Here is a 23,527-nt window from a genome sequence, read left to right as displayed (position 1 = left end):
GCTTCGCTGGTGGTATTCCGGACGGCTATACCGGGGTCAACTCCGAGATCAGCCATTTGTCTGCCTGATGTTCCAGAGTCACGCGGAGGCGGCTCCCGGTCAAGATTGGATTCGGGTTCGCCTTACCCTCCGACTGCTGGTTGATGAACACCAGCAGCACGACCCGATCGGGGTTGCTCGACACGACCGACTCGTTGACGATCGCCGTCTGGATCGCCACCTGCTCGTCCTTCGCGGCCTGTGCAACCGTGTTCTTGACCAGCGCCGCGTAGTCGTCCTTGAACTTGCCGGTCAGCATTCCCTCGGTGTCCGACACCTGGCGGTCGATGGTCCGGAAGTTGTAGGAGAGCAGCTGGACCACCGAGTCCTTCACCACGGCGAGCGCCTGATCGCGCGCCTGGCTGGTGCGCTCGTACCGCCCGGCCTGGTACCAGAAGAAACCGGTCACGATCGCCACCACCAGCACGGTGGCACCCAGAATGCGAACCGCCCGCACCGGGCGCAGTCGCACGTCGGCAACCACCCGCTGCGCCAGCAGTTCGGAGCTGCGCGGCAACGACTTGAGAGCGCGCCCGATCCCGCCCAGTACGCCCATGACGGCGTTGCCCCTGGACTTCTCCGGACGAGCGACGTCCTCCTCGGCCACCGGGTCGGGGGAACTTGTCGTGGCCTCCTTGAGCCCGTTCATGAGATGAACTCCGCACCGTTGGCCAGCCACCGGCCATCCTGGTAGACCATGCTGACGTCCATCCGGTAGTTGCGGGCCTCGGGAGCCGGCGTCTGGTTGTTCGAGACCTGCGACTTGACGGCCACCAGCACGTGCGCCGCATTGCCGCTGTAGCTCAGCAGTCCCGCCTCGGTGACGTTGCTCGTCATCTTGACCTTGCCGTCACGCAGGAACTTCACGAAAGCGTCCTTGTCCGTGGCGAAACCGTTCTCGAAATTCTGCGTGGTGCTGTCGCGCAGTCGCTGTACGTCCGCCTCGGCCGTGGTGAAGTCGAAACTCGTCAGGTTGACCGCGGCCTGTCGCCCGGTGGCCAGCGCGGCGGCCCGACCCTGCTCCACGCCGAAGCCGCTGGCCGTCCTCGCACCGAAGATCACCGCAAGGACCAGCAGCGCGACCAGGAGCACGCCGAGCCCGACCGCGGTCGGTACCAGCCAACGGGGCCGAGAGGAGCCGTCCCCGTCCGGCGGGGGTGCGACATCGCCCGTCGCGGCGACGTCAGCGCTGGTCACGCTGGTCACCTCGTCCGGGTCGGTCAACGGCCCAGTGGGCCGGTGAGCAGTGATTGCCATGTCTGGTCCTTTCCTGAGTCCGTCGAGCCCACTGCGCCGAACATCGACAACGGTTCGCTCGAGCTCGAGCTCGAGCTCGAGCTCGAATCGGAGTCGGAGTCCTCCTGGTTGTCCGGCGGCGTGAGGGGGCCCCTCGGCGGTAGCGCAAAGCCGGGCACCGGGAGCTTCGGCTGGAGGCTCGGTCCGCCGCTGCCGGGCACCGGAACGTTCGGCTCGCGGCCGAAGCACTGGTCGATCGTGGCCGCCCGCATCCCCACGTTCCCTTCCAGACAGGGGATGTTCCGCACACCGCGCACCGCGCGGGGATCGTTGTGCGGCACGTTGCAGTAGGTGCCCTTCTCGGCGTCTATGTCGCTGAACTCCTCCGAGTTGCGCTGGTGGTTCGAGTTGTAACCGGTGCTGCAGCCCTCCTGGATGGCAGGCTCCAACGCGACGTGCAGACCGCGGTTGCCCTTCGAGAACAGCTGCTCCCAGGCGATGGCTATCGGGTACTGCACGAGCACCTGCTCGATGGCCGGCCGGTAGACGCCGAGTACCTGCCCGACCCGTTCGAGATTGTGCGCCAGGATCGGGGCGCCGTTCTCGTTGTCGCTCAGGAAATCGGCCGCCCGGTCGGCCGCACGGTGCACCGCGGGGATGCCGTCGCGCAGATGGTGGTCGCCGTCGCGCAGTACACCGGTGAAGCTGGCCAGGTTGTGGAAGTACGCGCGCACGCTATCGGCCGCCACGTTCTGGGTGTCCAGCAGCGGGCCGATGGTGTTGATCAGCTGGGCGGTCTGTGCGTAGTTCTGGTCCGCCTCGTCGATCAGGTACTGGCTGCTGTCGACCAACGTGCCGAGGTCGGGTCCCAGATTCTGGAAGGCCTTGTAGCCCTCGTCGAGGAACGTCTGCAGTCCTTGCTTGGGAATCGACGCCAGCAGGGTGTCGGTCTTGTCCAGTACCGGCGCGATCTGCTCCGGCACACTGGTGCGGCTGACCGGGATGACCGTGCCGTCCGCCAGGTACGGACCGCCGGCCTGGTTCGTGATCAGGTCCACGTACTGCTCGCCCACCGCGGACACGCTGTGGATCTCGGCCCGGGCATCGGACCCGACCTGGGCGTTCGAGTCGACCGACATGGTGACCGCCACCCCTTGCGGGGTGAGCGACACCTTGGTGACCTTCCCGATTCCCACCCCACGAGCGGTCACGTTGCCGTTGGGGTAGATGCCGGCGCCGTCGCTGAACAGCGCGGTCACCTTCATCTGGCCGAAGCCGAGCACGGTCGGGATGTGCGCGTACACGAATACGATGACCACGGTGGCGGTCAGTGTCAGGATCGCAAAGATAATGAGCTGCCGTTTGACGTAGGCGGAGATCATCTGCTCAGCCACCCATTCCCGGCACGGCCTTGTGGAGCAGTCCGCCGTCGGACCCCTCCGCCGGCGGTTTCGGCGCGATTGGCAGCGCGCCGATCGGAGCCTTGTCGGCCTTCCCCGGACTGGTCTGCTGAGCAATCGGGAGGTGCAGCGGGTCGCCCGCCTGCAGGCCGGCCAGGCTCGGCATCCGGCCTTGCAGCACCTTGTCCCCGGCGGCGAGCGCACCGGCGCCGGGTGTACCGGCGAGTGCGAACTTGTCCAACGCCTCGTTGGTCAGGTTGACGGTCACCATGAGGTCCACATAGTCACCCCGGAAGGAATAGGGGATCTGGTCCAACGGGAAGATCACGAACGGCAGCAGCTTGAGCGCGGAGATCACCGAACCGTCCTCGGCGTCGGCGGTGTGCCTGAGCACCGGTTCCATGTCGTTCAGTACGTCCCGCAGGTTCTCCGCGCCGTCCTCACCGAAGGGCGCGATCGACTCCGAGGCGTCGCCCAGCTTGTTGAGCGCATGCCTGAGGTCGGGCTCTTCGTCGTTCAGCGTTCGCAGACCCTTCGGCAGGCTCTGCAGCGCGGTGTCGATCTGCGACATCCGGGGGGCGAGCGTCCCGCTGAAGCGGTCCAGCCCCTGCAGGGCCATCACGATGTCGCCCTTCTGCTTGTCCAGCCCACCGGTGAAGTCGTTCAGCTGGGTCAGGAAGTCCCGAGCGTCGTTCTCCCGGCCGCCCAGCGCACGGTTGAGCTCGCTGGTGATCGTCTGGAAGTGCTGCAGCCCGCCGCCGTTGAGCAGCATCGACACTCCCGCCAGCACCTCCTCCGTCTCCGGGTAGTGCTGGGAGCGGGTCTCCGGGATCAGCGCACCCGCCAGCAGCGTGCCCTCTGGCGGAGTATCGGTCGGGGCGGCGAGCTCGATGTGCTTGGAGCCCAGGATGCTGGTCTGCCCCAACTTGGCTATCGCGTTCGCCGGCAGCTTGACGTCGTTGCGCAGGCTGAGCGTCAGGGTGGGCGTCCAGCCGTCCAGCTCGACCTTCGTCACCGTGCCGACGTTGATGTCGTTGATCATCACCGGCACGTTGGGCACCAGGTTGGCCGCGTTGTTCAGCTGCACCTTGACCTGGTAGGAGTCACTCCCGGTACCCACGGTGCCGGGCAGCGACAGTGAGTTGATGCCCTTGTAGGACGAGCAGCCGGTCAGGCACAGCGCCACCAGCGCCGAGGAGACGAGGAGGATGCTGCGCCTCATCAGTTACTCCCTCCTTGCATGAGGCCGAGCAGTCCACCCGGGTTGGCGTTGTCGTTGCCGTTCGCGGTCGGGGAACGCGGCAGGTCGGAGTTGGTGCCGTTGGGCGAGTGGTTGGTGTCGGCCTGGCCGGTTTCCAGGTCGCCGTAGGACGGCGTCACCCCGCCGCCAGGACGCACCACCGGGGCAACCCCCACCGGAGGCGGCTTCTGGGCCAGGTAGCTGAACACCGGGCCGAGGTACTTCACACACATGTCCTGGCCCTGTTTCTCGTTCGCCGCCGCGGTCGAGGACATCACCGCGCAGAGCTGGTCACCGGGACCGCCGAGGTTGGCGAGCTGGTCCACTCCGAGGCTGCCGATGACGGCCTGTTGGCTCGGCGCCCACAGGTTGCTGAAGTTGGTCAGCGCGTTGGGACCGACGTGCAGGATGGTGGCGATGTTGTCGCGCTGCTGAGCCAGGGCGCGGGAGATCGACCCGGCCTTGTCCACGGTGTCGGTGAGCTGGTCGCCGTGGTCCTTGAGGAACCTGTCGACCTCGTGTCCGGCGTCGTCCAGCCGGGGCAGCAGTTTGCGGAGCTGGTCGTCGTTGTCGCTCAGCGTGCCGGACACATCCGCCAGCCGGTGGTCGAACTCGACGATCTGCCCGTCCATCGTGTTCAGCACCGAGGAGAACTGCGCCAGGTTCCGCACGGTGCCGAACAGGTCGCCCCGACCGTCGGAGAGCGTCTTCGCCGCCTTGGACAGCTCGGTGATCATGTCGTGGAAGTTCTGGCCCTGGCCGCGCCCGTTCGTGTCGATCACCGTGAGCGCCCGGTTCAGTGCGCCGGCGTGGTTGATGCCGTTCGGCCCGAGTGCGTCGGAGAGCTGGCTGAGCTGGGTCTTCAGCTCGTCGAACTCCACCGGTACGACCGTGTGGTCCTGCTCGATCACCCCGCCGTCGGGCAGGGCCGGGCCGCCGGAGTAGGGCGGGTCGAGCTGGATGAACCGGGTAGCCACCAGCGTCGGCGACACGATGGCCGCCTTCACGTCCGCCGGCACCGAGTACTTGCTGTTGTAGTGGAAGTCGACCCGGACCTTGTTGCCCTCGGCGGTGATCTTGTCGATCTTGCCGACCTCCATGCCGAGGATCCGGATCGCGTCACCGGGGTAGACGCTCTTCACCTCGCTGAAGTACGCGGTTCCGGTCTTCGTGCCGCCACCAAGCAGTACATAGGCGACGGCGATCACCACGACCGCGACCAGGCCGACCGCGACGAGGCGGGCCAGGCGTGGCAGCCCGCTCGCAGTCCCAGCCATCAGTTGCCTCCCATCGGCGGAACCAGCGGCTTGTTGGCCGGGTCGGTGGGTTGCGGGTTCGGTCGGTTCGCACCTGCCCCGCTCGGCGGCGCGGACAGCGGGTTCGGCAGGGTGCCGAGGCCACCCGGCACGCCCGGGGTATTCGGCAACCTCGGTGCCTGCGGGTTGTTCACCTGGCGCAACAGATCGGTGTAGTTGAAGATGAGCCCCGGGGTGCTCAGGTAGGCCGAAGCGGTGAAGCGCGGTCCGGTCGCCACCCCTTCACCCAGGCCGCCGATGAAGCTCGACACCCGCTGGATGGCCAAGGACAGGTTCGAGTTGTTCTTCTTGAGAATGTCCAGGACGTCGTTCAGCTCATCCAGCACCGGACCCAGCTGGTCGTTGTTCTCCTTGACGAACTGCTTGGCCTGCTCGGTGACGTAGTTGAAGTCGTCGAACATCTTGTTGATCACCTCTTGCCTGTGCTGCAGCTCGGCAAGCAGGCTGTTCCCGTCGATCAGGAGCGACTGGAACTGCGTCGTCCGGTCGCTGAGTACCGCGCTGACCCCGTTGGCATGGGAGAGCAGCTCGCGCAGTGCGGCATCCCGAGTGTTGATCGTCTCCGACAACGCCTTGACGTTGGCGAAGGTCTGTTTGAAGTTCTCCGGGGTGTCCTGGAACGCGTCGCTGAACGAGTTGAGCGCCGCTTCGAGCTTCGGCTTGTCGAAGCCCTGCAACTGCGCGGTCACGTCCTCGATGCTGCGGCTGATGTTGTACGGCGACGTGGTCCGCTCGAGCGGGATGACGTCGCCGGAGCCCATCTCGGGACCGGGCCCCGGGCTGACCCCGAGGAAGCGCTTGCCGAGCAGCGTCGCGGTCTTGATTGCCGCGGTGGTCTGGTTCCCGAGCCGGACGCCGCTGGCGGTGAAGGTCACCCGCACCTTGGTGCCGGCGAGCTCCATGTCGGTGACCTTGCCGACCAGGGTGCCAGCCACCCAGACCTGGTCGCCCACCGCCATGCCGCCGCCGTCGCTGAAGTCAGCCAGGTAGCTGGGGCCGGCGACAAAGGGCAGCTTCGGGAACTCGAACGCCCCGACGAGGAGCACGAACGTGATCCCGAGGCCGACGATCGCGGTCTTGAGCGGGTTGAACTCGCGGAATCTTGGCATCATCGGTCACTCACCCGCCGTTCCCCGAGCCGTGGACCCGCTCGTAGTCGGGCTTGGCGACGGTCTGGCCGTCGAATGGCGCGGGGCTCTCCGGCGGACCGTTCGGGGGGTACCCGGGGCTGTTCTGCAACGGCGTGATGTCATCGCGGCTGCAGCGCCTGTTGTTTGCACTGGGCCCAATCTGCGGTGTGTAGAAGGGATTGCCGTCGGGTCCGGTCAGTCGCAGTCGCACCGCGCAGACGACGAGGCTGTACGAGGCGGAACCGGTGCTCACCCGGCCGAGGCGCTCATAGGCACCCGGGAGCAGCGTCAGGATTCGGTTGAACTCTTCCGACTGGTCGTTGAAGACCTCGGCGGTGCGGCCCAGCTCGTGGAAAGCGTCATGGCCGGACCGCAGCGCCGAGGCGATATCGCCGATGTGGTTGGCCAGGCCCGACGTCTTGTGCAGACCCGAGAGCAGGTCGTCCCGGTCGTTGTTCAGTTGGCTGACCAGCTTCTGAGCCTGAAGGACCGTGTCCGACAGCTGCGCGGAGTGCGAGTCCAGCGAGCCGAGCACGGTGTTCAGGTTGGTGATCACATTGCCGATCACCTTGTCCTGGTTGGCCAGCGAGCCACTGAACGACGCCGCGTGCGCGAGGACCGAGTTGATCGTGCCCCCCTGACCCTGCAGGACACTGACCAGCTCACCGCTCAGCTGGTTGACCTGGGCGGGCTGCAACCCCTGCAACAGCGGGTTGAAGCCGTTGAGCAGTACGTCCAGGTCCAGTGACGGCGTGGTCTGGGCCACCGGGATCGTCGCGCCGGCCGCCAGCAGCCGGGTCGAGCCGGGACCCGGGCTCAGGTCCATGTACTGGTCTCCGGTGAGGTCCGCGTACTTGATCGCGGCGCGCGTCCCCTGGGTCAGCGGCAGCGACGCGTCGATCGTGAAGGTCACCTTCGACTGGTCGTTGTCGTAGAGCTCGACATCGTCGACCCGGCCGACCTGCACGCCGGACGCGGTGACAGCCGAGGCCGGCTGCATGCCCGAGGCGTTCTGGAACACCGCCGAGTACGTGTTCTGCCGGTTGAAGCGAAGCTGGCCGAACTGCACCCAGAGCACCGCGAGGATCAACGTCCCGACCACCGCGAAGATGATCGTCTTGACCAGGGCGGGGCCAACCGCAAGCGCGTTATCCCTGCTCGCCATCAGTGACCACCCTTCAGTGCCGGAGGCAGCAGCGCCCTCGGGCCGAACATCTGAACGACCGCCGGTTCGCGGGACACCTGGGGCGTATTGCTGGGCGAGCGCACGCCCGGCGGGTCGACCACCGGGTCTGCCACGTTCTGCTGATGGATGCCCACCACCGGCAGACCTCGGCAGTTCGGGCCCGGGATGGCGCCGGGGCCGATCTTCGGCAGATCTCTCGGGTACTGGTACATCGGCGTTGCCTGGGAGAGCGTCGCCTCGAACTGGACCCCGGACTCGTTGAAACCGGTCTTGTTGAGCTGGTGGTACGTGACGGCCGTTCCGTCGAGGAAGCAGGTCAACGCCGGCGAGTACTCCTTGAGCAGGCTCGTCGTCGGTCGCAGCGAGTCGAGCATGTCGGTCAGCGGGTCGGCGTTCTCCGCGAAGAAGTCGTCCGCCTCGCCGCCGATGTGGCGCAGTCCGTCCAGCAGGCCCGGGAAGTCGCCGTCCGCGATCGTCTCCGAGGTGACACCGGCGTTGCTGAACAGCTTCACGATGTCCGGAGCGGCATCCGCATAGACGTTGGCGAAGCCGGCGGTGACCCGGAAGTCGTTCTGCAGCGCGGGCAGGTTCCCGTTGAACTTCGCCAGGTACCTGTCGGCCTTGGTCAAGGTGGTCCCGATGGAGTCACCCCGGCCCTGCAAAGTCTGTGCGAACGCGCCCAGGGTGGCGTTCAGCTTTGCCGGCTGAATGTTGTTGATCACCGTCATCAGGTGGTCGAAGGTGCTGTTGATCTCCCCTGCCACATGGTCGGCGGCGATCACCGAATGGGCGCGCAGGGTCTGCGGCGACGGGTTGTCCGGATACTGCAGCTGTACCGTCTTGTTCCCGAACGCGGTGAGCTGGTCCAGGCTTGCGTTCACGTTGACCGGGACCTCGCCGGCCAGCTCCGGGTTCAGGTTCATCACGATCGTGACGCCGTTCTGGTCCGGGTTGAGGTCAACCGACTTGACCAGCCCGAGGTCGACGCCGCGGATCTTCACCCGGTTCCCGGGGTGCATCTGCAGGCCGGCGCGGCCCGCCTGCAAGGTCACCGGGATCGAGGAGGTGAAGGCATGGTTGTAGGCCGCGGCGGAGATCCCGGCCGCCACCACGATGATCGCGATGAGGACCAGTGCGTAGATCTTGTACTTGATATTGTCCCAGAACGTCGCCTGGGGCACCGGAAGTGGCTGAGGCATCGACGTCACCCAGAGATCCGCAGAGTGTCCCCGCCGCCGTACAGCGCGGTGGCGACCAGGAGACACACCGTCATGACCGCGACGAAGGAAGCCCGCACAGCCTTGCCGACCGCCTCACCCACACCGACCGGCCCGCCACTGGCGGTGTAGCCGTAGTAGGTGTGGATCAGGATGACCACGACGGCGATCCCGACGGCCTGGATCATCGCGTAGAGGATGTCCGTGGGCTGCATGAACGAGTCGAAGTAGTGGTCGTAGGTGCCGCCGGACAGGCCGTAGAACTGGACCAGAGCCAGCTTCCACGAGATCCAGCCGCCGACCAGCGCCATCGCGTAGATCGGGATGATGGTGACCATCCCGGCCGCGACCCGGGTACTGACCAGGTAGGGCAGCGAGCGCACACTCATGACCTCGAGCGCGTCGATCTCCTCGCTGATCCGCATGGCGCCGAGTTGGGCGGTGAAGCCGGTGCCGACGGTGGCCGCCAGCGCGGTTCCCGCGATGATCGGGGTCAGCAGCCGGGGCACGATGATCGCGCCGCTGAAGCCGGCGAACGCCTCCAGGTTCAGGTTGCTCAGGCCGTAGTACACCTGCACACCGCCGTTGAGGCCGGCGAAGAAGGTGATGAACAGCGTGATCACCGAGGAACCACCGATGACAGCGAGCGCCCCGTCGCTCATGCCGACCTCGGCGATCAGGCGAACCTGCTCCCGCTTGTAGCTCTTGACCGCCTTCGGTACCCAGCCGAAGGCCTCACCGTAGAAGCTCGCCTGTTTTCCCAGGTCGTCGAGCGCTCGCAACGGTGCACCGAGCGACCGCGTGATGGAGCGAGCCCTGCTCGGGGTCGCTACCTTCTGCACCATCGGGTTGTCCCTTTCCTGCTCAGTGCTTGACGAGGCCCAGCACGTACTGCAGCTGGGTGAAGATCGTGTTGACGGGGAAGAGTGCGAGGAAGACGTAGACCACGGTCTCGTTCACCGCGTTTCCGACGCCCTTGGCGCCGCCCTTCGCGATGAGGCCGCGGTAGCCGCCGATCATGGCGCCGAGCCAGCCGTACACGGCCGCGCGCACGGTGGCCGAGACCAGGTTGTCGTTGCCGGTCAGTACCTTCATCGAGTCGATGAACACGCCGGGGCTGGCACCCTGCAGGAAGACCGAGTAGAAGTAGCCGCCGCCGATGCCGATCAGGATCAGCAGCGCGTTCAGGAAGATCGCCATGGTGGCCGCGGCCAGCACCCGGGGCACCACCAGGCGCTGCACCGGGTCGATCCCGAGCACCTCCATGGCGTCGATCTCCTCCCGGATCCGCCGCGCCCCGAGATCGGCGCAGATCGAGGTGGCCACCGCGCCGGCGATGATGAACGTCGTGGCCACCGGCCCGATCTGGCTCACCGTGGCGAACGCCGAACCGGTACCGGCGAGGTCGATCGCGCCGAGCTCGGTGAGCACCTGGTTGAACTGGAACGTCACCAGCGCCACGAACGGGATGCCCAGCAGGATCGTCGGGCCGATCGCCACGCTCGCCACGAACCAGCACTGCTGGATGTACTCCCGCCACTGGAACGGCGGCTTGAACGTCGCGATGATCGTGTCGGCGGCCGTCGACAGGAACCCGCCGATCGGTTGCGCGGCCCTCTCCAGCGGGGTGGGGACGTGCCCCAGGGCCGGTGTTCTCGAGGGCGCCGCGCCCTGCTCGGCAACCATCAGACCTCCACGCTCAGGATTGGACCGGCGTTGACAGCGGCGGCCATCGCGCGACCCATGCCACCGCGTCGCCACACCCCCGGGAGACCAGCCGGCCGGCCCTCCGGCCTCGGCGCTACCGACGCGAGCCAGTACCTAGCTCGTGCGATGCGGAACCACCGGGTCACGACGCCTCCTTTGGCGTTGAATGGATGGGCGACGACTATGACCGGGGCCACATGCGCTGCCCGTCGCGAGCCCCAACGAGCCGTCAACGCGTGAGTTACGCCTCGTCGCAAACATGGTTGGGTTAGCCGATCTTGCGACAGCTCCGCTGGTAGAGCGAGAACCTGTCTAGTGGGCACTCACCTCACCCGGCGAGCGTTACCCAATCAAGGACCTAACTGCTGGTAGATCGCTAGTTACACCGAGTAGCGTGCGCGAACTGGACGTCGACGATGCCGCGATGGCGGAGCCACCGGGCGTCCGAAAAAAAACTCTCCGAAGTCAGCGGCCGGAGCGCGGCGCCGCGGCACTCCCCTGGCCCGGCGTCCTCACCAGTCCGTGGAGCAACAGCTTGGCGAAGTAGTTCCCGATCTCCTCGCCGCTGTGCGGGCCGCCGGGGGTGAACCACCGGTGCGACCAGTTGACCATGCCGAACATCGCGTTGGTGACCAGGTCGGCCGGGACATCGCGGCGGAACTCGCCGTCCCGGATCCCGGTTTCGACGATCTGGACGATCTGCGCCTGAACATCGTTGACAGCGGTCGCCAGATGGCGCCCCCACTGGCTTCGCCGCTTGCTCATGCCGGCGTCTTCCTGAATGAAGACGAATATGTACGGGAAATAGGCCTCGAACGAGGCCATGAGGGCCGGGAGGAATCTGGTCAGCTTTTCCGCCGCCGACGATTCAGCGGCGGCAATGCGGCGCGCCTCTGCCGTGATCTTCAGTACGTGTTCCTGGACGATCTCGCGGAGAAGGTCATCCTTGCCCGCTATGTAGTAGTACAGCGTGGCCCGGTCGGTATCGAGAGCTTCCGCGACATCGTGCAGGGTCGCGGTGTCGTATCCCTTCTCCTGGAACACTGTCGCGGCGGCGCGGATCACTTCCTGCCGCTTGGCCAGATACTCCTCGCTGCCCGCTTCCTGAGCGGCGCGACGGCGACGGGCGATCGCGCTTTCACGCTTGAGATTGGTACCTGGTTCACCTTCCGCCATCCGCGCTCCCCCCGTTCTCGTGCACGGTCCGGCGAACCGTCGAGCCGCCGGCCGTGCCCGGCCCGGCAGTGCATGTTAGGCCACACCGTCCGGTCCGGAGTACTCGCCGGCCCCGTGGGGGAGCTCAACGGATGCGCCGACACCCCCGCACCGAGCGCGGATCAGCCGGTGGCGACGGGAGTGAAAACGATCGGCATCCGCGCCACGCCCCGCACCTGACTAGGCAGAACCGTCGGCGGCTCGTTCGGGTCGAGTGCGTAGTCCGGGATCCGTCGGTGCAACTCCTCGAGGGCGATCCGGAGCTCGATCCGCGCCAGGTGGGACCCGAGGCAGCGGTGTGGGCCGGACCCGAAGGTCAGATGCCGGTTCGGGGTGCGGTCGATCCGCATCGCGTCCGGCTCGTGGAACTGGGTGGCGTCGCGATTGGCCGAGCACAGCATGACCAGGAGCTGGTCGCCCTCCCGGACAGCCACCCCGCCGATCTCGGTGTCGGCCACCGCGCGCCGCCCCATCGATACGGCGGCCTCGTACCGCAGCACCTCCTCGACGGCGGCGGGCACCAGACCGGGATCCTCGACCAGCAGCTTGCGCTGATCGGGGTTCTGGGACAGGTGCAGGACCGCCCAGGCCAGCGAGCCCTGCACGGTGTGCAGGCCGGCGATCAGCAGCAGGAAGAACATCCGGGCGAGCTCCTCGTCGGTGAGCGGCCGCTCCCGCCCATCGACCTCGATCTTGTTCCGCAGCACCCTGCTGGTGATGTCGTCGAGGTCCGCGCCGCCGGTACGGCGCTCGGCGATGACCTTCCCGAAGTAGCCGAACATCTGGAAGGCCGCCTGCATCCGGGACTCGTTGGCCTGCTCAGGGGTGTCCCCCGGCCGGCCGTTGAGCGCGATCTCGGTGGCCTCGGTGAACAGTGGCGCGTCGCTCAGCGGCCAGCCCATCAGCGCGAGGAACACCCTGGTCGGGAGCTCGTGGGCGAACTCCGAGATGTACTCGGCGCTGCCTCGGGCGGCGAACTCGGAGATCAGCTCGTTGACGATGCGCCGGATCTCGACCTCGAGCTCACGCATCCGGGTGGGACTGAACAGCGGCTGCAGCGCGGCGCGGAACGCGGTGTGCTCCGGTGGGTCCAACTCGAGCGGCAGGAACTTTCCCGCCCCCGCGTCCACCAGGTTGTTCGGGTAGCTGGAGAAGATCTCCGGCTTGCGGAGCACGTCTTGCACCGCGTCGTACCTCGTCACGATCCAGTGGCCACCGTGCGCGGTCGAATAGACCAGCGGGCCGATCTTGGCGAGCTCCGCGGCGCATTCCTGCATGCGGTCGACCGGAATGGTGAGCGACGGGTCATAGACATCAAAGTCCACGACTAGGTGCGCCGGGACATCAGCAACCGTCGTAGCCATTTGCGTTTCTCCTGTCGGCCGTTCTTTCGAACTTCGGGTGGGATGAGGTACCGAATAGCACACGCATCAGCCATTGCCTAAATGTTGTAGGCTAGAGGTGACATGCCCCGCCGGTCAAGAAGCCGCACGGGGTCGGCGGGCCGCTCAGGAGCCGATCGGCTCGGACAACCGGGACAGGTCGGGACGACTGGCCATGGCGAGCGAGGTGAGGACGAACCGCTCGATCAGCGCCCGCTCATCGCCCGGCGCCATGTTCCGCCGCAGGATGATCGAGGCGTAGATGGTCTGCAGCCAGTCCGAGAGGTCGGAGTCGGAGAGGTCGTCGCGCAACAGCCCCTCACTCCTGGCCCGCTCGAACCAGGGCAGCCAGAAGCGCAGGCCGCGCTGGGCGACCGACTCCATCCAGAGCGCCTCGTGCAGCGTCAGCGGGCTGCCGTCGCCGAGCAGAACTCCCAGTTCGTGGTCGCCCCGGATGCCCTCGATCACCGCAACGGAGACCGAGGTGAACGTCTCGACTGTCGCACCGCCGCCCCACCGGCCGGTCGCCAACTCATCGGCCAGTTCGGCGATCCGCTCTGCGACGGCGGCTTCCACCAGCTCCCTGCGGCCGAGGAACAGCTTGTAGACGACCTGGCGCGAGGTGCCGGCCGAACGCGCCACGGCCTCCATCGTCGTCCGGCGCACACCGGTGGCCAGGAAGCAGGCACGGGCGGCGCGCAGGACGTGCTCGCGTGCGGCCACCCGCGCCTCGGAGGAGGTCGGCACAGGCATGCGAGGCACCTGGTCGTCTCGGTCTGGCACGGCTTCACGGTACCCGCGGGGCGGCTCGGGATCCGGTCGCACAACGGGGCGCACTGATCGGTCCAGGGCGCTCACCTCCCAGGAGTGACCGCGTGAGTCCGGTTGACAACGCCGGAGACGAGAAGTTACAAATCAAGCACGCGGAATACAAAATAGCCGGTTTGTCATCGACGATCGACCCAGGTGAGGCTCCATGACTCTCGCGAAGAGCCAGCCGTTCGAGATCCCCGCGCCGACACCGGAGACGGCGGCGAGCACGGACTCCGATCGCCGGGGCGCGGCCACCGTCTGGGCCGGTCTCGGTGTGCTCTGGCTGGTCGTGGCCGCCCAGGCGCTGGTGCGCTGGGGAGCATCTCCCACCGAGTTCGCGCCGGCCCCGATCCTCGGTCCGGACGTGCCGGCCGAGTGGCGCCTGGTCGCACTGCGCGCCCTCGAGGTGCTCAGCGTCGGCGTGCTGCTCGGTTTCCTCTGGTTCTGTGTGGTCAGGCCCTGGCGGCAGCGGGGCCGACTGTCACTGGACGGCAAGTTCGTGCTCGGCGGTCTCGTCGCGTTCGTCGCCGACGGGTTCCTGAACTCGAACGCATACCTGTTCGCGTGGAACAGCAACAACGTCAACCGCGGCGTCTGGACATCGTTCCTGCCGTTCCACGGCGGCGGTGCCACCACCCGGTACGCGGAGTCGCTGCTCTGGGGTCCGCCCATGTACGTCTACTTCTGTGCCGGCGTGGCGATCGTGGCCTGTCGGGCGGTGGCACCGCTGCGCAGGCGATACCCGGACCTGAGCAGCGTGGCGTTGTTCTCGGCCATCTGGGTCGGCGAGTTCGTGTTCGACTTCGTCCTCGAGAACCTGATCATCCGCACCACCCACGGCTACGCGTACGCGCAGACGCTCGGCGGCGCCACCCTCTGGGCCGGCCAGCTGTACCAGTTCCCGATCTACGAGTCGATCCTGGTCGCCACCCTGGGGTGCCTCTACACCTGGATGCGGATGGCCGCTCTCCAGGACCCGGACGGCCTCTCCCCGGTCGAGCGGGGCTTCCACCGGTGGCTGCCCGCCCTGCGCGGCCCGGTCCGGACCCTCGCGGTGATCGGGTTCTGTTCCGTCGCCACCATCCTGATCTACCACCTGCCCTTCAACTGGCTCGGGCTGATCGGTCACTCCATGGCCGCGCTGCCCAGTTACCTACGGCCGGGCCAGCTCGTTCAGTGACGGTCACGCTGTGTCACCCACGGGCCGGCGGCGAGGCCCTGATCGTGGACTTTGACAGTCCTCGACGCCACGATAACCTAACTACGTTTGGCGAGTCGTGCGACATCGGCCCGAGCTCGCCCGAGTACACGGCATGGGAGCGGCAATGAATGCACGGAACCAACGGCTGTGCGTCTGGGCCGGGCCGCTCACGATGGTGCTGTTCGGGGTGGGGTTCGTCGGGATAGCCGGGCTGGTGCCGCCGCCGGCGCCCGGTACCAGCGCGGCCGCCCTCGCCCAGTTCTACGCCGACAACCAGACCCGCATCCGGCTCGGCCTGGTGGTCTCGATGCTCGGTGCGGCCCTGTCGTTCGCCTTCCCGGTACCCATCATGATGCAGCTGCGGCGGATCAGGGGCGGGACGGCACTCGGCTACACCCAGCTCGTCGCCGGGATGGTCAACCCGCTGCTCTTCGTCTTCCCGATGTTCGCGATGGCCGCCGCCGCGTACCGGCCGGACAGCCGTTCGCCGGAGATCACCCAGGCGCTCAACGACCTCGGCTGGTTGGCGCTGGTGGGCTTCGGCGGCCCGGCGATCGTTCAGACGGTGGTGATCGCCATTGCCATCCTCAGCGACCACGAAGAACATCCGGTGTTCGCGCGGTGGGTCGGCTACTTCAACGTCTGGTGCGCGCTGCTGTTCGTGCCCGGTCTACTGGTGATCGTCTTCCACAGTGGACCGTTCGCGTGGAACGGCATGTTCGCCTTCTGGGTTCCCCTGACCGTCTTCAGCGGCTGGTTCGTCGTCATGGCCGTGGTTCTCTTCCGGGCGATCAAGGAGGAGGCGGCGCGGGAGCAGGGCGCCGACGATTCCTCGCCGGTGGGACAACCTCAACTGGCCTGATCCACCGCCGCCCCGACCGACGCATCGAGATACCGCGGGAGTTTTGTGACCACGCTGTCGAAGGACGCTCGCCACGAGGACTCGCCTTCTCGGCCGACGCGCCGCATTCCGGGCGAGGAAGGCACCTGGGTGTTCATCCTGGGTGACATGACGGTCTTCGCCGTCTTCTTCGCCACCTACCTCTACTACCGGGCTCAGCAACCCGAGCTGTTCAATGTCTCGCAGCTGAGCCTGCGGCCCGGCTACGGCGTGATCAACACGTTGTTGCTGTTGACCAGTTCGCTGCTCGTCGTCATCGGGCTCCGGGCAGTCCGGCGCCAGGTGCGGAATGTCGCGCCGTGGATGTTCTCCGGGGCGCTGCTGTGCGGGCTCGGGTTCTCGTTCATGAAGTTCCTGGAGTACAGCGAGAAGCTCAGCAAGGGCCTGACGCCCAACACGAACAGCTTCTTCATGTACTACTACGTCCTCACGGGGCTGCATTTCTTCCACCTGATCGTCGGAATGGGCGTCCTGACTTTCCTGATCGTCAAGAGCCGCGCGCCGTCGCTCACCGTGAAGCAGTTCGCCTTCGTCGAGGGCGGCGCCTGCTTCTGGCACATGGTGGACCTGCTCTGGATTGTCCTGTTCCCGCTCCTCTACCTGATGAAGTGACACCGTGACCACACCGCTGATCTCACTGGTAAAAGCACGGTTCACCGCGGTCTGGCTCGTGCTCGTCGCCGCCACCCTGATCTCGTTCTGGCTCGGCACCGACCACGGGCTCTCCTCGGTCGAGGCCAGAACCGTCCTGATCATGCTTGTGGCCTTCATCAAGGTGCGCTTCGTCGGGCTCTACTTCATGGAGCTGCGCGATGCCCCGCACGTGCTGCGCGGCCTGTTCGAGGGGTACTGCCTGGTCGTGTGCGCGATGATCCTGGGCTTTTACCTGTTCGCCTAGCTGACCCTGCACTGAAATCGAACGCCGTTTGGTAGTCTGTCACCGTGGCCGTCGAACGGGTACGAGGGGGAAACGTGGCAGCTCAGGGCTCCGCGGAGGACGGCGAGCTGAGCTCACTCGGTCCGCTGCGCGGAGTCCGGGTGCTCGACCTCAGCGCGCTCGGCCCCGGTCCGTTCTGCTCGATGCTGCTGGCCGACTTCGGTGCCGACGTCATCAGCGTGGAGCGCCCGGATGCGCCGACGTTCGACCCGTCGGCCTTCTTCAGCCGAGGTAAGCGCTCGGCCATCGTGAACCTGCGCGCCCCGGACGGCCCGGATGTCATCGCCAGGCTGGCGGATCGGGCCGACGTCCTGCTGGAGAGCAACCGGCCGGGCACCATGGAACGCCGCGGTCTCGGCCCGGACGTGTTGTGCGCCCGCAACCCCCGGCTGATCTACACCAGGCTCACCGGCTGGGGCCAGGACGGACCGTACCGCAACCGCGCCGGCCACGACATCAACTACATCGCCGTCTCCGGCGCACTCGGAGTGATCGGCGAGGATGCCCCGGTGCCGCCGTTGTCCCTGGTCGGGGACATCGGCGGCGGGTCGATGGTCACCGCGTTCGGCATCCTCATGGCGATCATCGAACGGTCCGCGACCGGCCGGGGCCAGGTGATCGACGCGTCCATCGCGGACGGCTCGGCACTGCTCAACACCCCTCAGCTCGCGGAGCTGAGCGCGGGCAGGTGGGCCGGGCGGGGCCGGGGGATGCTGTCCGGCGCGGCGCCCTTCTACGGTGTCTACCGGTGCGCCGACGACCGGTGGTTCGCGGTCGGTGCGATCGAGCCGAAGTTCTACGCCGAGTTCCTGAGCGTGCTCGGCATCGACGACCAGGCCGGGGAGCACCAGTTCGACCCGGCGTGCTGGCCGGCACTGCGGGAGCGGGTCGCCTCGGTGTTCCGGGACCGCCCGATGGCGTACTGGGCGGCGGCGTTCAGCGACATCGACGGTTGCGGGGCGCCGGTGCTCGACCTGGAGGAGCTGGCCGACGACCCGCACCTCAGCGCCCGGGGCACCGTCGTCCGGGACGGGGGTGAGGTGGCCGCGGCGCCCGCTCCCCGACTGTCCGCGTCGCCTGGCCGGCTGCGCCCCAAGCCGGCCGGCCGTGGCGCACACACCCGCGAGGTACTGCGCGAAGCGGGCCTCGGCGACGAGGAGATCGACCGGCTCGAAGCGAACGGAACCGTGGCCGCCCAGTCGTAGCCCGACAGACTGGAGCGGTGGTCGTGGGGTCAGCCGGTGGGTGGCTGGTGCAGCACCGGGTCGAGCTTGAGCGGGCGCTTGGCCTCGATCATGATGATCTCCCACTCGATCCGGGTGTGGTCGTCCCACTCACGGCGGGCCTTCACCCTGGCGCGCTCGGGGAAGCCGTGGTGGATGCCCTGCGGGTCGTGGCTGATCAGGCCCGCCTTGAGAGGGCGGCCGAGCGAGTTGCCGCCGTGGATCAGGGCGATCTCGTCGTAGTCGGCGTTGCGGTGGTACCACGGGATGCGCTCCACCCCGCTGACCGACTCGAACGGCCGGGGCAGCAGGTTGATGATGTTGATGCCCTCGGCGACCAGGAACACGTGCATCGACGGCGGCAGGTGCAGGCTGTCGGACATGATCACGTTCCAGTCGCGGATGTTGAACGCGAACGGGAAGTAGTCGCCCTTCCACCCCTCGACGTCGCACGGGTGGTGGTCCACGAATAGGGACGAGTACTCGCCGTCGTACTTGACCCGGATCTCGTACTCGGCCTCGGTCGACTCCTCGGCGGCCGGTTCGGGCACCCGGATGACGTCGGGGTCGAACGGCGCGTGCCGGCCGAGGCCGACATAGGTCGGCGCGCGCAGTTCGCCGACCGTCTCGATGCCGAGCAGGCTCGACTCGCCCGACTCCACCACCCACCGGTGCGTGATCGCCTTGGGGATCACCACGTAGTCCCCCGGCTCGAACGTCAGCGGGCCGAACTCGGTCTCCACGCGCCCCGAACCCCGGTGCACGAACCAGCACTCGTCACCGTCGACGTTGCGGCGGAAGAACGGCATCGGCTCGGCGCGGCGGGACAGCCAGATCGTGGCGTCAGTGTTGTGGTACAGCCGCTGCGCGCTCCCCTGTGCGTCGGTCAGGTCCGACGGCTTGACCTCATTGAGCAGCGCACTGGTGGCGCGGAACCGGCCGGTGGTCCGGAACGTGGTCGGGTCGTTGCGCCGGTAGAGCACGGCCTCCCGCCCGTCGAAGCCGTCGCGGGTGAGCTCCTCGTCCCTGAGGTCGGGCAGATCGCGGTGCGCCTGCTTGCTCGTGTTGCCCCTGCTGAACTGGATCAGCGTGCGCATGGTGCTCCTTCCGTGGCGCTGCCCAGCACACCGGCAGCGCGCGCCTGGACACCACGATAGGAGAGAGGGCAGCAATCACCAAGCTTTTGACGAACGCGGTTTGGTTTTGGTCGGCCGAACCTGATCGGCGAGCGCGCCCAACAACCGGGTCAGCACCTCCTGATCCTGTGCGGAGAGCGGGCCGAACCACTCCCGCTCCAGGTCAGCCTGGTCCCGCATGCCGCCGCGCAGCTCGGACCGGCCGCGCTCGGTCAGCTCCAGCAGCACCTGGCGCCGGTCCGTGCCGTTGCGGCTCCTGGTGACCAGGCCATCGCGCTCGAGGGTGTTGAGTGCACTGGAGATGCTGGCGCGCGAGGAGCCGGAGAGCCGCGCCACCTCGCGCAGCTCCACCGGGCCGGCCACCCAGAGCACGTTCATGATCCGGAACCCGGCCCAGGTCCAGCCGTGGCGCCGGTGCACGGTCTCGAAGTCCTGCCCGAGTCGGTTCAGCAACCGGCTGAGATTGAACACCAGCTCCATGCGCGCCGAGTCCGACTCGTCGAGGATGTCCTCCCGGACCAGCCGGTCCCTGATCAGTTGCCGATAGGCCCGGACCGGGAGCCGTCCCTCGTCGCCGTCGGTCGGGGCGCTCACGAGCCGCAGCCTAGCGAAGGCCCGATCAGCCGCCGCCGCGCCGAGCGCGGCGCAACGGTCAGGTCCCGACCGAGAGCCGAGGCGCCTCGGCGGCGACGCCCGGCACCGGAGAGGTCGGCCGAACGATGATGCTGATCGCGAACGCGGCGAGCCCGACCGCGAGCGCGACGCTCACCACCGCGACCAGGTAGATGACGACGATGTTGTCGGTGGAGTGCACCGCCGACCACATCGGCCAGCCCGCCACCGCGTTGCCGAGCGCATGCGCCGACGGCAGCACCGCGATCACGGCGAGCCGGCGCCAACCGCGCAGCCGCGGCCACAGGTACGCCACCGCGGCGGCGGCGACCAACGGGACCGCGGCATTGATCGACTGGAACCACAGCGGCAGCCCGGCGATCTGGAACGGCTGGGGGCCGTAGTAGGTGTAGATCCCGGCCGCGATCGCCGGCACCTCCATCACGATGTTGGTGCCGATGAACGCGGCGTAGAGGATCCACAGCTGCCGCGCGGTCACTCCCCTGCGCATCCGGTACAGCACGTACGCGACCTGTCCCCCGATGAACCAGATGTAGCAGGGCAGGATGAACCACGGCATCGGCCGGTTGAACGTGGTGAACATGACCCACATGCCGCCGGGCGCGAACCAGACACCGGCCAGTACGTCGGTGACCGGCTCGAAGAGGCTGGTCGCGGCGCCGCCGAGCAGACAGACCACGAACAGTGCCCTGTCCTGTGGCAGCCAGCGGCGCAGGCCCAGCCAGAGCACCGCGACCACCGGGATGATCTGCACGAACGTCATGAACGGCTGCCAGAACGAATTCATCACCAAACCAGGGGGCGGCTGCGGCGGTACAAATTCGGCGAGCAGGTTCATCGAGCCAGGTAAACACTGTTGGATTCTTGGCGTCAAGCTGGAGTCCGGCTTTCGACCCGATTTGATACCGCGTTCGACGGACCGGTCACAGAACGCACTGACCAGCACTGACCAGCACTGACTAGGCGGCGTGGACTAACATCGCCCAGAACCAAACAGCGTGCGGTTTAGGGGAAGTCGGCCAAGTGCGAGATCCGGTGCATTGCGGTTCCTGCCCGCGGAGGCAGCGAGGCCGTGATGCGCCCGCACACCCTCGCCGCGCTGATCTGCCAGGGGCTCTACGAGCAGGTCCGGGCGCTGGCCTCGGCCGCCGGTCGGCCCGGCGCCGAGACCTCCCTGGTGACCGGCTACGGGGCGATGGCGGAGACCGCGGTGGTCAGCGACCTCTGGGACGTCTCCCGCGACCGGCTTGCCCTGGACACCTTCCTCGGCCGGCACGGCTACCACGGCCCGGCCGAGGGCGAGCTCGCCGCACACCCGTGGCGGGTCGACCGGGCGCCGCTGCACGCACTGCTCAAGGCGTACCGGGACATGCCCGAGGACCGTGACCCGCGCGTCGTCGAGGCCCAGCGGACGCGGGAGCGACTGTGCACCGAGGCGGACGTGCTCGCCGCCGTGTCGCCCGTCAAGCGGCCCTCGGCCCGGCTGACCCTGCGGCTCGCCGCCCGGTTCTTCCCACTGCGCGGGGTGGGCAAGGGCGCGTTCCTGCAGTGCGCCGACGTGGTCCGGTTCGTCGCGCGGGCACACGGTGACCACCTGGCCGCCGAGGGAGTGCTGGCCGACCCGTGTGTCATCGGCACCCGCACCGGCACCGCCGCCCTGCGCACCGGCGACCGGGTGCGGGTCGACGGCGGCCGGGGCGAGGTGCTCGTGCTGCAACGCCGCCGAGCCTGACCGCCAGGCTCAGCTCGCCGCGTGGGTGGACCGCTGGCAGCTCCGCTCGAGGTGGGCGAAGCCGACAGTGCCGTCCGGCAGGGTCATCCGAACCCTGCTCTCGGACAGGAACAGCGTGTCCGGACTGTCCCAGTCGACGCCGTTGATGTTGTCGTTGTCAGTGTTGATGCTGATCGGCGCGGTATGCAGGACCTCCAGCCGGACCGGGGTCTTCGTGCCGTCGGCGTAGTTGAGGGTGGCCTCGAAGTCGAGCGGGGTGGCGTCCAAGCCGGCCAGTGGCGGCACATCGGTGAGCGTGACCGGCTCGGTGCCCTCCCCCTCCCCGAACTCGCTGCCACTGTCCAGCAACACCGCACCGTCCATCCCGAAGATCGACATACTGTGCAGGGCCCGACCCGGGAAACCACCGATCAGGAAGTGGTGGCTGCCGAAGTTGCGCAGGTCCCGGGTGCCGGACGAGTGGTCGTTCGCGCCCGTCCCGTCCAGGCGGTACTCGACGCCGTCGACCGTGAGCGTGCCCCGCACCCGCAGGACCTGCTGGGTGTGCGTGCCGCTGGCCCAGTCCTGGCTGCCGTTCGACTGCCTGCCGAGCGCCGTGTACATGTCCCAGACCGGCCCGGCGGCCTCGGTGGCCAGCTCCCAGCGCATCGGCCGCGCCGGGCCGGCACCGGACGGTCGAGTGACCATGGTCGCCGCCGTGGTGATCTCGCCGGCGCCGTCGAACGTCGAGGTCCAGCCCTTGAGCGGGTTGTCCATCCGGATGGTGAAGTTCCCGGTCTGGATGGCGCCGCCGTCGCGGGACCGCCCCCAGGACCGGTCCACCGCGATCTTCCCGCCGGGCAGGTAGGCCAGCGACTGGGCCCACCACAGGTCGACGTCCTGCGGGCAGCGCCCGGCATGCAGGAACAGGCCGACCCCGTCGGTGGGGTTCCAGGTGGTCAGGAAACAGGTCTCGCCGTAGCCCGGCACATCTCGGCGGACCGGGAGGACCTGGTCCAGCCGCTCCGGTACCCGGTGCGGGTTGCCGATCCGGGCCGGCTCGACACCGAGGGTGGTTGCCGTGGTCAACGAGGGCTCCTCACGATCCGCTGGATGCCGGGTGCACGCGTGCCCACAGTAGTCAGCGCTTGCCCCACCCGCGCTACCGTCACGGTGCGAACAGGCAAACGTTCAGGATCGATTTGCCGGGCGGAACCCGTTGACCAACAACGTGGTGAGGTCGGCGGTGATGCGCGCGCGGCTGGGGCGGGTGCTCCCGATGGGAAACAGGAGGTCGTCCAGCAGCGCCATGCCCAGGATCATGGCCGCCGACGCCGCGATGAGCAGCGAGGGGTCGGGATCGGGAAACCCGTGCTCCGGGGCCTCGGCCATGGTCACCGGCTGGATGGTCTGCAGCAGGGTCGCCAGCCGGTTGGGGATGTCGCCCTCGGGCGAGGTCTCACCGGACATGCGTCGCGTGACGGAGTAGATGAGCAGCTTGCGATCCTGCTCGGCGAGGGCGTAGAGGCGTTCGACGAACAGGCCGACGCGCTCCTCGAAGCTCGATGCGGGGGCATCCTGACCCCACGAGGCGATGTAGTCGTTCACGAACTCCGAGAAGGGCTCCACCACGGCCGCCTCGAACAGCCCCGCCTTGGACCCGAAGTTGGTGAAGATCAACTGCTCGGCGACCCCGGCGCGCAGGCTGATCTCCTTGATGCGGGTCGCTTCGTAGCCGTTCGCCACGAACAGCTCCCGGGCGGCCTCGACCAGCAACGCTCGGATCTCACTCGTCGGCCGGCGCGGTGCTCGCACAGACCGTTGCGCACCCATGGGACGACTTTATCGGCCGGCCCGACCGGATCCGGCTCCGGTAACTCGGGCGGTGGACCCCCGACCGAACC

General features: G+C 67.7%; 24 protein-coding genes. 6 read left to right on the top strand and 18 right to left on the bottom strand.

The window, feature by feature from the left end:
- Positions 1–25 precede the first annotated feature (25 nt).
- The 13 genes from ACTXG6_RS24990 to ACTXG6_RS24930 all read right to left on the bottom strand — a co-directional run bounded on the left by ACTXG6_RS24990 (position 26) and on the right by ACTXG6_RS24930 (position 13,821).
- On the bottom strand, positions 26–688 hold the full coding sequence (locus ACTXG6_RS24990) for a hypothetical protein (protein ID WP_445181801.1): 663 nt from the start codon (positions 686–688) through the stop codon (positions 26–28).
- Positions 685–1,296, bottom strand: coding sequence for a hypothetical protein (locus ACTXG6_RS24985; protein ID WP_445181800.1), 612 nt, complete (start codon positions 1,294–1,296; stop codon positions 685–687). Before ACTXG6_RS24985 ends, ACTXG6_RS24990 begins: the two co-directional genes overlap by 4 nt.
- Positions 1,260–2,669, bottom strand: a complete 1,410-nt coding sequence (locus ACTXG6_RS24980; protein ID WP_445181799.1) for an MCE family protein — start codon at positions 2,667–2,669, stop codon at positions 1,260–1,262. Before ACTXG6_RS24980 ends, ACTXG6_RS24985 begins: the two co-directional genes overlap by 37 nt.
- Positions 2,662–3,897, bottom strand: coding sequence for an MCE family protein (locus tag ACTXG6_RS24975; RefSeq protein WP_445181798.1), 1,236 nt, complete (start codon positions 3,895–3,897; stop codon positions 2,662–2,664). Before ACTXG6_RS24975 ends, ACTXG6_RS24980 begins: the two co-directional genes overlap by 8 nt.
- On the bottom strand, positions 3,897–5,192 hold the full coding sequence (locus ACTXG6_RS24970) for an MCE family protein (protein ID WP_445181797.1): 1,296 nt from the start codon (positions 5,190–5,192) through the stop codon (positions 3,897–3,899). The genes ACTXG6_RS24975 and ACTXG6_RS24970 overlap by 1 nt, the downstream gene beginning before the upstream one ends.
- A complete protein-coding gene (locus ACTXG6_RS24965) occupies positions 5,192–6,343 on the bottom strand; it encodes an MCE family protein (RefSeq protein ID WP_445181796.1) in 1,152 nt (383 codons plus the stop codon). Before ACTXG6_RS24965 ends, ACTXG6_RS24970 begins: the two co-directional genes overlap by 1 nt.
- A 7-nt stretch (positions 6,344–6,350) precedes the next feature.
- Positions 6,351–7,526, bottom strand: coding sequence for an MCE family protein (locus tag ACTXG6_RS24960; RefSeq protein WP_445181795.1), 1,176 nt, complete (start codon positions 7,524–7,526; stop codon positions 6,351–6,353).
- Entirely contained in the window at positions 7,526–8,746 is a 1,221-nt protein-coding gene (locus ACTXG6_RS24955) for an MCE family protein (protein ID WP_445181794.1), read from the bottom strand. Before ACTXG6_RS24955 ends, ACTXG6_RS24960 begins: the two co-directional genes overlap by 1 nt.
- Positions 8,747–8,751: 5 nt before the next feature.
- Complete coding sequence (locus ACTXG6_RS24950) at positions 8,752–9,609, bottom strand: MlaE family ABC transporter permease (protein ID WP_445181793.1); 858 nt, start codon at positions 9,607–9,609, stop codon at positions 8,752–8,754.
- A gap of 19 nt (positions 9,610–9,628) precedes the next feature.
- Positions 9,629–10,450 (bottom strand): MlaE family ABC transporter permease, encoded by an 822-nt coding sequence (locus tag ACTXG6_RS24945; protein WP_445181792.1) that lies wholly within the window; start codon positions 10,448–10,450, stop codon positions 9,629–9,631.
- 486 nt (positions 10,451–10,936) lie between these two features.
- A complete protein-coding gene (locus ACTXG6_RS24940) occupies positions 10,937–11,647 on the bottom strand; it encodes a TetR/AcrR family transcriptional regulator (protein ID WP_445181791.1) in 711 nt (236 codons plus the stop codon).
- Between the two features lie 161 nt (positions 11,648–11,808).
- A complete protein-coding gene (locus ACTXG6_RS24935; RefSeq protein WP_445181790.1) occupies positions 11,809–13,011 on the bottom strand; it encodes a cytochrome P450 in 1,203 nt (400 codons plus the stop codon).
- 183 nt (positions 13,012–13,194) lie between these two features.
- Positions 13,195–13,821 (bottom strand): TetR/AcrR family transcriptional regulator, encoded by a 627-nt coding sequence (locus tag ACTXG6_RS24930; RefSeq protein ID WP_445181789.1) that lies wholly within the window; start codon positions 13,819–13,821, stop codon positions 13,195–13,197.
- Between the two features lie 223 nt (positions 13,822–14,044).
- Here ACTXG6_RS24930 and ACTXG6_RS24925 point away from each other — a divergent pair, with 223 nt between their 5' ends.
- The 5 genes from ACTXG6_RS24925 (at position 14,045) to ACTXG6_RS24905 (ending at position 18,125) form a co-directional block, all read left to right on the top strand.
- Complete coding sequence (locus ACTXG6_RS24925) at positions 14,045–15,061, top strand: spirocyclase AveC family protein (protein ID WP_445181788.1); 1,017 nt, start codon at positions 14,045–14,047, stop codon at positions 15,059–15,061.
- A 145-nt stretch (positions 15,062–15,206) separates the two neighbouring features.
- On the top strand, positions 15,207–15,944 hold the full coding sequence (locus tag ACTXG6_RS24920) for a hypothetical protein (RefSeq protein ID WP_445181787.1): 738 nt from the start codon (positions 15,207–15,209) through the stop codon (positions 15,942–15,944).
- A 45-nt stretch (positions 15,945–15,989) separates the two neighbouring features.
- Entirely contained in the window at positions 15,990–16,595 is a 606-nt protein-coding gene (locus tag ACTXG6_RS24915) for a cytochrome c oxidase subunit 3 (RefSeq protein ID WP_445181786.1), read from the top strand.
- Positions 16,596–16,599: 4 nt separating this feature from the next.
- The gene (locus ACTXG6_RS24910; protein ID WP_445181785.1) at positions 16,600–16,881 is read left to right on the top strand and encodes a cytochrome C oxidase subunit IV family protein; all 282 of its coding nucleotides are present in this window, start codon (positions 16,600–16,602) and stop codon (positions 16,879–16,881) included.
- A gap of 74 nt (positions 16,882–16,955) precedes the next feature.
- A complete protein-coding gene (locus tag ACTXG6_RS24905; RefSeq protein WP_445181784.1) occupies positions 16,956–18,125 on the top strand; it encodes a CaiB/BaiF CoA transferase family protein in 1,170 nt (389 codons plus the stop codon).
- Positions 18,126–18,154: 29 nt separating this feature from the next.
- Here ACTXG6_RS24905 and ACTXG6_RS24900 read toward each other — a convergent pair whose 3' ends face one another.
- The 3 genes from ACTXG6_RS24900 to ACTXG6_RS24890 all read right to left on the bottom strand — a co-directional run bounded on the left by ACTXG6_RS24900 (position 18,155) and on the right by ACTXG6_RS24890 (position 20,699).
- Complete coding sequence (locus tag ACTXG6_RS24900; RefSeq protein WP_445181783.1) at positions 18,155–19,240, bottom strand: homogentisate 1,2-dioxygenase; 1,086 nt, start codon at positions 19,238–19,240, stop codon at positions 18,155–18,157.
- A 75-nt stretch (positions 19,241–19,315) separates the two neighbouring features.
- Positions 19,316–19,873, bottom strand: coding sequence for a MarR family winged helix-turn-helix transcriptional regulator (locus tag ACTXG6_RS24895; protein ID WP_445181782.1), 558 nt, complete (start codon positions 19,871–19,873; stop codon positions 19,316–19,318).
- 58 nt (positions 19,874–19,931) lie between these two features.
- Entirely contained in the window at positions 19,932–20,699 is a 768-nt protein-coding gene (locus tag ACTXG6_RS24890; RefSeq protein ID WP_445181781.1) for a hypothetical protein, read from the bottom strand.
- Positions 20,700–20,987: 288 nt separating this feature from the next.
- Here ACTXG6_RS24890 and ACTXG6_RS24885 point away from each other — a divergent pair, with 288 nt between their 5' ends.
- A complete protein-coding gene (locus ACTXG6_RS24885) occupies positions 20,988–21,644 on the top strand; it encodes a hypothetical protein (protein ID WP_445181780.1) in 657 nt (218 codons plus the stop codon).
- A gap of 9 nt (positions 21,645–21,653) precedes the next feature.
- On the opposite strand, the gene ACTXG6_RS24880 is transcribed toward ACTXG6_RS24885, so the two are convergent.
- Both ACTXG6_RS24880 and ACTXG6_RS24875 read right to left on the bottom strand, forming a co-directional pair.
- Positions 21,654–22,712, bottom strand: coding sequence for a hypothetical protein (locus ACTXG6_RS24880; RefSeq protein ID WP_445181779.1), 1,059 nt, complete (start codon positions 22,710–22,712; stop codon positions 21,654–21,656).
- Positions 22,713–22,814: 102 nt separating this feature from the next.
- Positions 22,815–23,399 carry a TetR/AcrR family transcriptional regulator gene (locus ACTXG6_RS24875; RefSeq protein ID WP_445181778.1) on the bottom strand — a complete coding sequence of 195 codons (585 nt, stop codon included), beginning with the start codon at positions 23,397–23,399 and terminating at the stop codon, positions 22,815–22,817.
- Between the last annotated feature and the right edge of the window lie 128 nt (positions 23,400–23,527).

The sequence above is a fragment of the Pseudonocardia sp. Cha107L01 genome, from assembly GCF_052566575.1.
This window is presented reverse-complemented; position numbering and strand designations above follow the sequence as displayed.